The organism is Micromonospora sp. LOL_024 (genome assembly GCF_048060415.1).
Lineage (GTDB): Bacteria > Actinomycetota > Actinomycetes > Mycobacteriales > Micromonosporaceae > Micromonospora.
Genome location: NZ_JBHMIS010000032.1, coordinates 41,921 through 49,442 on the forward strand (window position 1 = coordinate 41,921; position 7,522 = coordinate 49,442).

Genomic DNA, 7,522 nt, shown 5'->3' on the forward strand with positions numbered 1-7,522 from the left:
CTGGCATGTGAGGCAGGCGAATCTGTCGCGACATGCCTGAGCAGGGAAGCACATCGGAGCGAGGGCCGGTGTGCCTCCGCTCACACTCGCGGTCTCAGGACCGCCGTTCCCTGGCCGCCACGGCCAGCAACTCCTCCGCGTGGGCGATACCCAGATCTGAATCCGGCAAACCCGCCAACATGCGGGCGAGCTCCCGGGCACGTTCGGTGTCCTCCACCACCCGGACCCCGCTGGTGGTCACCGCGCCGCCGGTGTCCTTCGCCACCACCAGGTGCCGATCGGCGAACGCAGCGACCTGCGGCAGATGTGTCACGACCAGGACCTGGTGACTACGGGCGAGCCTGGCCAACCGTCGGCCGATCTCCACCGCCGCCTGACCGCCGACCCCCGCGTCGACCTCGTCGAAGACCAGCGTCGGCGGCCCACCGGAACCGGCGAAGACCACCTCGATGGCGAGCATCACCCGGGACAGCTCGCCACCGGAGGCGCCGCGCTGCAACGGCAGGGCCGGCGCGCCGGGATGAGCGAGCAGCCGCAGCTCGACCTCGTCGCCGCCGTCCGCCGCGACACCGACCTCGACCCCGTTGACCGGCAACGTGGGCTCGGCCCGGCCGGCCGGGCGGGCCAGCACCACCACCTCGACCCTGGCGTGCGGCATGGCCAGCCCGGCCAGCTCGACCGTGACCTGCTCGGCGAAGCGCACCGCCGCCTCCTGCCGGGACACCGACAGCCGACCTGCCAGCTCGGCCACCTCGCCGGCCAGCCGGGACGCCTCCCGGTCCAGCTCGTCGAGGAGGTCGTCGGAGGTGTCCAGGTCGGAGAGCCGGCCCCGGGCCCGCTCTGCCCAGGCGATGACCCCGTCCACGTCGTCGGCGTACTTGCGAGTCAGTGCGCGCAGCGCCGCCCGCCGCTCGTAGAGCGCCTGCAACCGGGCCGGGTCGGCGTCCAGACCGGCGAGGTACGTCGACAGCTCCACGGAGACGTCAGCCACCAGGGTGGCCGCCTCCTCGAGTCGGGCGGAGAGCTCACCGAGGGCCGGATCCGTGGCGGCCTGCGCCTCCAACGTCCGCCGGGCGGCGCCGAGCAACGTCGAGACGTCGGGTGTGTCGTCGGTCGCCTCCAGCCCGCCGGCAACGCACTGGTGGGCCAGCTGCGCCGCAGTACGCAGACCCTCGGCGTGCTCCAGCCGCTGCGCCTCCGCCTTCAGCTCGTCGTCCTCGCCCGGCTGCGGATCGACCCGGGTAATCTCGTCGAGACCCAGCCGCAGCAGATCCGCCTCCTGGTGGCGTTCCCGCGCGTTGCGTCGCCGATCCGCCAGGTCATCGACCGCCCTCCGCCACTGCGTGTACGCCTCGCGCGTCGCGTCCAGCACCTTCTCGTGCTCCGGGCCGGCGAACCGGTCCAGCGCCGCCCGCTGCTCGGCCGGACGCAGCAGGCGCAGCTGGTCGGACTGGCCATGCACCGCCACCACCTGCTCACCGACCTCGCCGAGCATCGACACCGGCATGCCACGCCCACCCAGATGCGCCCGGGAGCGGCCCTCCACGGTCACCGTGCGGCTCAGCAGCACCGCCCCGTCCTCGTCGGGCTCGCCCCCGGCGTCGACGATTCGGGCGTGCACCACCCCCGCGACCCGGCCGTCGAGGCGCAGCCGGCCCTCGACGACGGCACGGCCGGGCTCGGCCCGCACCCGCCCCGCGTCAGCCCGACCGCCGAAGAGCAGGCCGAGGCCGGTCACCACCATCGTCTTGCCGGCACCGGTCTCCCCGGTGATGACGTTCATACCCCCGGTCAACGACAGTGTCGTGTCCTCGATGACGCCCAACCCGGTGATCCGCAACTCCTCCAGCACAGCACCCGACAGTAGACGCGAGGCACGACACTTGACCAGCCGACGCGACGCCCCACGGCCCGGCGGGCAGCGTCGCGGGGCGGGTCGGACCAGCGGCGACACCCGTCTCTCGAACGTCTGAGAACGCCGAGCACCGCGCTCCGGCCCGTCCACCGCCGCCCGGGCCGTCAGCGACGACTGCCCCGCCAGCCGTGCACCGGCAGGTCGAACTTGGCCACCAGGCGGGCGGTGAACGAACGGTCCCGCAGCCGAACGACCCGCACCGGCAGAGCACCCCGCCGGACAGTGACCCGAGCCCCCGGCGGCAGGTCGTAGACCCGCCGCCCGTCGCAGCACAGCACCGCGAGCGTGGTGAACGGGTCGACGGTGATCGAGAAGGTCGAGGTGGGCGCGGTCACCAGTGGCCGGCTGAACAACGCGTGCGCGCTGATCGGCACCAGCAGCAACGCCTCCACCTCCGGCCAGACCACCGGTCCGCCGCCGGAGAAGGCGTACGCCGTCGAGCCCGTCGGCGTGGCACAGACCACGCCGTCGCAGCCGTAGCGCGACAGCGGTCGCCCGTCGACGTCGACGAGCAGCTCCAGCATCTGGGCCCGCTCGCCCTTCTCGACACTGATTTCGTTCAGAGCCCACGACTCGATCGTCGGCCCGCCGTCGAACTCCGCGGTCACGTCGAGGGTGAGCCGCTCATCGACGCTGTAGTTGCGGCCCACCACATCGCGGACCGCCACGTCGAGATCGTCGATCTCCGCTTCGGCGAGAAACCCGACCTTGCCGAGGTTGATGCCGAGCAACGGCACCTTGGCCGGCCGGGCCAGCTCCGCCGCCCGCAGGAAGGTGCCGTCCCCGCCGAGCGCGAAGACGATCTCGGCACCCTCGGCCGCCTCCGGTCCGGTTACCGGCACCACTCCCGGCAGATCGAGGTCCTCGGCCTCCTCGGCCATCACCCGGACTGCGAAGCCGGCGGCGATCAGGTCGGCGGCGACTGTACGGGCGTGCTCGGTGCTGCGCCGACGGCCGGTGTGCGTCACCAGCAGTGCCGTGCGGCTCACCGCGACGCCCGCCCGCCCAGCACCACTCGGCACCCCGACGCGCCCTGCTGGTTCACTCGCTGACGCTCGCTCACGTGGCCACCTCCTCCGTCGCCTCGGTCGGCACGTCGCCGGACGCCACCGCTCCCGGCGGTCCCGCCGCCACCACGGCTCGCACCCGCTCCGGGTCGGCCGGCGGCGCGTCCCGGCGTAACCATACGAAGAACTCGACGTTGCCGCTCGGCCCTGGCAGCGGACTGGCGGCCACGTCCACCAGACCCAGCCGCGACGCCGCGGCGGCCGCCGCCACACCCAGCACCGCCTCAGCCCATAGCGCCGGGTCGCGGACCACCCCGCCCGCGCCGACACGCTCCTTGCCAACCTCGAACTGTGGCTTCACCATCAGCGCCAGGTCGCCGTCGGGGCGGGTGCAGCTCGCCAGCGCCGGAAGGACCAGCCGTAGCGAGATGAATGACAGGTCAGCGACGGTCAGCTCCACCTGACCTCCGATCACCTCGGGGGTCAGCGCCCGCACGTTGGTCCGTTCGAGGACCCGCACCCGCTCGTCGGTGCGCAGTGACCAGGCCAGTTGCCCGTAGCCGACGTCTACCGCCACCACCTCGGCCGCCCCGCCGCGCAGCAGCACGTCGGTGAAACCGCCGGTGGACGCGCCGGCATCGAGGCAGCGCCGACCGGTGACGACCAGCCCTTCGGGCGCGAACGCGGCGAGCGCTCCGGCCAGTTTGTGGCCCCCCCTGGAGACGTACTCAAGGGTGGGATCGGCGCCTTTGACCAGTAGCGGGTCGGCAGGGTCGACCATCGCGGCGGCCTTGCGTGCGGGCACCCCGCGCAACTGGACCCGACCCGCCTCGACCAGCGCCGCCGCCTGTTCGCGGGAGCGGGCCAGGCCACGGCGGACGAGTTCGGCGTCCAACCGGTTTCGACGTGCCATGGGGTGGACGGCCTCCTCAGGCCTGGTCGATGGTGGCCAGCGTTTCCCGCAACGTCTGGTATGCGGCCTCGTACTGGGCGATCTGTTCCGCCGGGGCAAGCGTCGCAGCATAGGCGACAGCCCGCACCGCGGCGTCCACCGCCGGATGGCCGGCGTCCCCGGTGCCGTCACCGGACCATTGTCGGGGCTGCGGGCCCGGCGGCGGACCGGGGCGGGGCGCGCTCACGCCTCCACCTCGACCCGCCGGGCCACAACGGTGACAGCCCGGTCGGCCCGCCCACGACGCACCGGACCGCCGAGGCAGCTGACCCGCTCGGCCGACCGACTCACGCGGCACCATCCGGCCGCGGTCGGCGGGCCGGCGTGGCCTTCGCCGGCCGGGCCGTCGGCCTGCCATCGGCGGTACTCGCGACCGTTCCGGGCTCCTTCTTCGCCACGGTCTTCTTCGCCACGGTCTTCTTCGCGACCGCCTTGCTCGACGGGGCGGCGGCCGCGGTGGCCGGCGTGCCGACAGACGGCGCCTCAGCGTGGGTCGCGGCGCCCGCGCTGCTGACTGCGGGCACCTCGGAAGCCGCGCGCAGCTGGCGTTCCAACTCGCGGACCCGGCGTTCCAGCTCGACGACCTCCTCGGAAGTGGCCAGGCCCACAGCACCGAGCGCACGCTCGACCTCGAACCGCACCAACTTGGTCAGCGCCTCGCGGTTGGCCGCGCCGGTCGAGCGCAGCTCCTCGGCGAGCGTCTGAAGCTGTGCCGCCGTCGCTCCGGTCGAGCCCACTGCCCGACGCACCGCGTCCTGAGCCTTCTTCCGGGGCGCCTCCGTCAGGCCCATGGCCAGTTCGAGGTATGCCCGCCACGCGTCTTGCATGCCTGAGTCCTTTCACCCGGCGGCTCTGCAGGTGTCACGCTACCGGCCGCCGGTACCGTCCCGTGCGGTACGGTGCCCGGGAGACGACGTGGTGTGGCGAGGGAGGCGATGGTGGCCACCGTTGACGAGTGTCGGCAGGCGTTGCGGGATCTGGCCGCACGGCTCGAACGCAACGCGGAGACCGTGCGTGAGCGGATCGACCTGGACCGCACCCTTGCCTGCCGGATCAACGATCTGGAGACTGCCTTCCATGGACGGCTCGCCGGCGGCAGGCTGGTGAACCTGAGCGACGGTGACGACCCCAAGGCGAAGATCGCCATCAGCGCCAGCAGCGACGACCTGGTCGCCCTGGTACAGGGTGACCTCGACGTGACCCGCGCGGTCGCCAATCGCCGAGTGTCGATCAAGGCGAACCCGTTCGACCTGATAAAGCTGCGCAAGCTGCTTTGAGCAGAACGGCGCCGGTCAGGATGTCAGACCGAGGGTCTCCAACGCCTTCGCCGCGTCCGGGGACGACGACCTGGGCGGACCGGCCAGCTCCCGCCGCCCCCAGGCAACCGCGCAGAGGGTGGCGAGGGCGTCCAGCGCACGCCCCGAGCCGGAGAGTTCCCAACCGCCCGCTGCGGCCACCACGTGCCAGCCACCGCTGTCCGCGCCCGGAGCCGGAACCCGCACCACCTCGGTCGGGTCGAACAGCCCGGTCAGATCCCACGACACGTACGTCGGCCGGCGGGCCGGCGGGGCGGCGAGCAGCTCAGCGGTGTCGCTGACCCCGGTGAGGACCAGCAGGCTGTCCAGGCCGGCCCGGTTGGCGCCCTCGATGTCCGTGTCCAGGCGGTCGCCCACAACCAGCGTCCGGCCCTCCGCCGCCCGACGGGCTGCGGTGGCGAACAGCTCCGGCGCCGGCTTGCCGACGATTTCGTCCGGCTGCCGGCCGAGGGCGGTGGCCAGCGCCGCGACCAACGCTCCGTTGCCCGGCAGCGGTCCGCGTCCGCTGGGCAGGGTCCGGTCGGTGTTGGTGGCGATCCAGGTCGCACCGCCGCGTACCGCCACCGCCGCCTCGGCCAGGTCGGCCCATCCCACCTGCGGGCCATACCCCTGGACCACCGCGACCGGCGACTCGTCGGCGCTGGACACCGGAGTCAGGCCCGCCTCGCGGATCTCGGTGCGGAGCGCCTCGGCGCCCACCACCAGCACCGGTGCGCCGGCAGGCAACCGCTCACCCAACAGCTTTGCGGTGGCAGCTGCGCTGGTCAGTACCTCCTCCGGGCGCGCCTGGACACCCATACCGGTGAGCAGATCGGCGACGTCACGGGCCAGTCGCGAGGCGTTGTTCGTGGCGTACGCCACAGCTCGGCCCTCACCGTGCAGCCGCGCGACGGCCTCGACCGCACCGGGGATCGGCTGGTCGATCAGGTAGATCACCCCGTCCAGGTCGAAGACGACCAGGGCGAAGCTGTCGACCAACCGTTCCCCGGCACCGTTCATCGCTGCTGCGCCTCCGGCTGCTGCGGCCTGTCGTCCTCACGGCGGCCCGTATCGTCAGCCGACGTGGCCTCGACCGCTCCGCCGCCGGCCGCTGCGCCATCGGCAGGGTCACCGCCGGTCGGGTCGTCGTCCACGGCTTCCTCGTGGGCCGATTCGTCGTCCACGTCGCCCTCGGCAGACCCTACGACCGGCTCATCGAGCGCGACCGCTTCGCCGGACACCTCGGTGTTCGGTCGGTGCGGCACCACACCGGGGACGACAGGATCAGCGGCGAGCTCGTCGGCAACCTCGTCCTGGTCATCCTGTTCGTCGCCCTCGATGACCACGCCGTCGAGTTCGAGCAGCCGCTCGGCCGCATCGGTTTCCGCGTCGGTGTCGACCTCAGACGCGCGGGAGAACCACTCCCGTGCCTCGGCACGCCGACCAACGGCCAGCAGCGCGTCGGCGTACGCATACCGAAGCCGGGCCGTCCACGGCTGGGCGATGTCGGTGGTCAGCTCGGGGACCTGGAGCATCGCGACGGCAGCGTCCCGCTGGCCCAGGTCGCCTCGCGCGCCGGCGGCCACGATCAACAGCTCGGTCGCGACAGCCGGGTCGAGCTTCTCCCGCTCCGCTCCGCGGAACAGGTCGATGGCACGGTCCGGCCGCCCCATGGCCCGCTCGCAGTCCGCGATCACCGCGAGGTGACTTTGCGCGCCGCTCATCCGGTGGTAGGTCCTCAGCTCGGCGATCGCCGACTGCCACTCGCCCGCGTGGTACGACGCCAGACCGACCGCCTCCCGGACCGCGGAGATCCGCGACGCGAGACGGCGTGCGGCCAGTGCGTGGGCGAGCGCCTCCGTCGGCTGCTCGTCGATCAGTTGGCCGGTTGCCACCAGGTGACGGGCGACGGTGTCCGCGATCGGCTTCGCCAGCGACAGCAACTCGGCGCGTACCTCCTTGTCCAGGTCGGTCGCGACGATCTCGTCGGACAGCTCGGGGGCCTGCGTACGCTGGTCCTCGGCCTGATCGCGCCCGCCCCGGTCGTCCCGCCGTGCCGGCCGGCGCTCGCCGCCCCGGTCGTCCCGGAAGTCCCGCTCCCGGCGCTCGCCGCCTCGCTCGTCCGACCCCTGACGGAAGCCACCGTCGCGACGCTCACCGACACCACCCGACGGGGATCGGTCCCGGTAGCCGCCCTCACGACGCTCACCACCACGAAAACCGGCGGCGCCACCATCACGGGAACCACCGGAACGACGATCATCGCCACGGAAACCCCCGGCACGCTCCCGACGCTCGCCGCCTCGCTCGTCCGACCCCTGACGGAAGCCACCGTCGCGACGCTCACCGACAC

The 7,522-nt window shown here is 72.9% G+C and carries 8 protein-coding genes; 1 reads left to right on the forward strand and 7 read right to left on the reverse strand.

The window, feature by feature from the left end; all coding sequences use genetic code 11:
* Nucleotides 1–94: 94 nt before the first annotated feature.
* The 5 genes from recN to ACFHWY_RS23650 form a co-directional block, all read right to left on the reverse strand.
* Complete coding sequence (gene recN / locus ACFHWY_RS23630; protein WP_416582435.1) at nt 95–1,852, reverse strand: DNA repair protein RecN; 1,758 nt, start codon at nt 1,850–1,852, stop codon at nt 95–97.
* A gap of 167 nt (nt 1,853–2,019) precedes the next feature.
* A complete protein-coding gene (locus tag ACFHWY_RS23635) occupies nt 2,020–2,904 on the reverse strand; it encodes an NAD kinase (protein WP_416582436.1) in 885 nt (294 codons plus the stop codon).
* 70 nt (nt 2,905–2,974) lie between these two features.
* Nucleotides 2,975–3,835, reverse strand: a complete 861-nt coding sequence (locus ACFHWY_RS23640; RefSeq protein WP_416582437.1) for a TlyA family RNA methyltransferase — start codon at nt 3,833–3,835, stop codon at nt 2,975–2,977.
* A gap of 16 nt (nt 3,836–3,851) precedes the next feature.
* Nucleotides 3,852–4,061, reverse strand: a complete 210-nt coding sequence (locus tag ACFHWY_RS23645) for a hypothetical protein (RefSeq protein WP_416582438.1) — start codon at nt 4,059–4,061, stop codon at nt 3,852–3,854.
* A 100-nt stretch (nt 4,062–4,161) separates the two neighbouring features.
* Nucleotides 4,162–4,701, reverse strand: a complete 540-nt coding sequence (locus tag ACFHWY_RS23650; RefSeq protein WP_416582439.1) for a phasin family protein — start codon at nt 4,699–4,701, stop codon at nt 4,162–4,164.
* A gap of 111 nt (nt 4,702–4,812) precedes the next feature.
* On the opposite strand from ACFHWY_RS23650, the gene ACFHWY_RS23655 reads away from it, so the two are divergent.
* A complete protein-coding gene (locus tag ACFHWY_RS23655; protein ID WP_416582440.1) occupies nt 4,813–5,151 on the forward strand; it encodes an SCP2 sterol-binding domain-containing protein in 339 nt (112 codons plus the stop codon).
* 15 nt (nt 5,152–5,166) lie between these two features.
* On the opposite strand, the gene ACFHWY_RS23660 is transcribed toward ACFHWY_RS23655, so the two are convergent.
* Nucleotides 5,167–6,189, reverse strand: coding sequence for an HAD-IIA family hydrolase (locus ACFHWY_RS23660; protein WP_416582441.1), 1,023 nt, complete (start codon nt 6,187–6,189; stop codon nt 5,167–5,169).
* Complete coding sequence (locus ACFHWY_RS23665; RefSeq protein ID WP_416582446.1) at nt 6,186–7,109, reverse strand: tetratricopeptide repeat protein; 924 nt, start codon at nt 7,107–7,109, stop codon at nt 6,186–6,188. Before ACFHWY_RS23665 ends, ACFHWY_RS23660 begins: the two co-directional genes overlap by 4 nt.
* Nucleotides 7,110–7,522 lie beyond the last annotated feature (413 nt).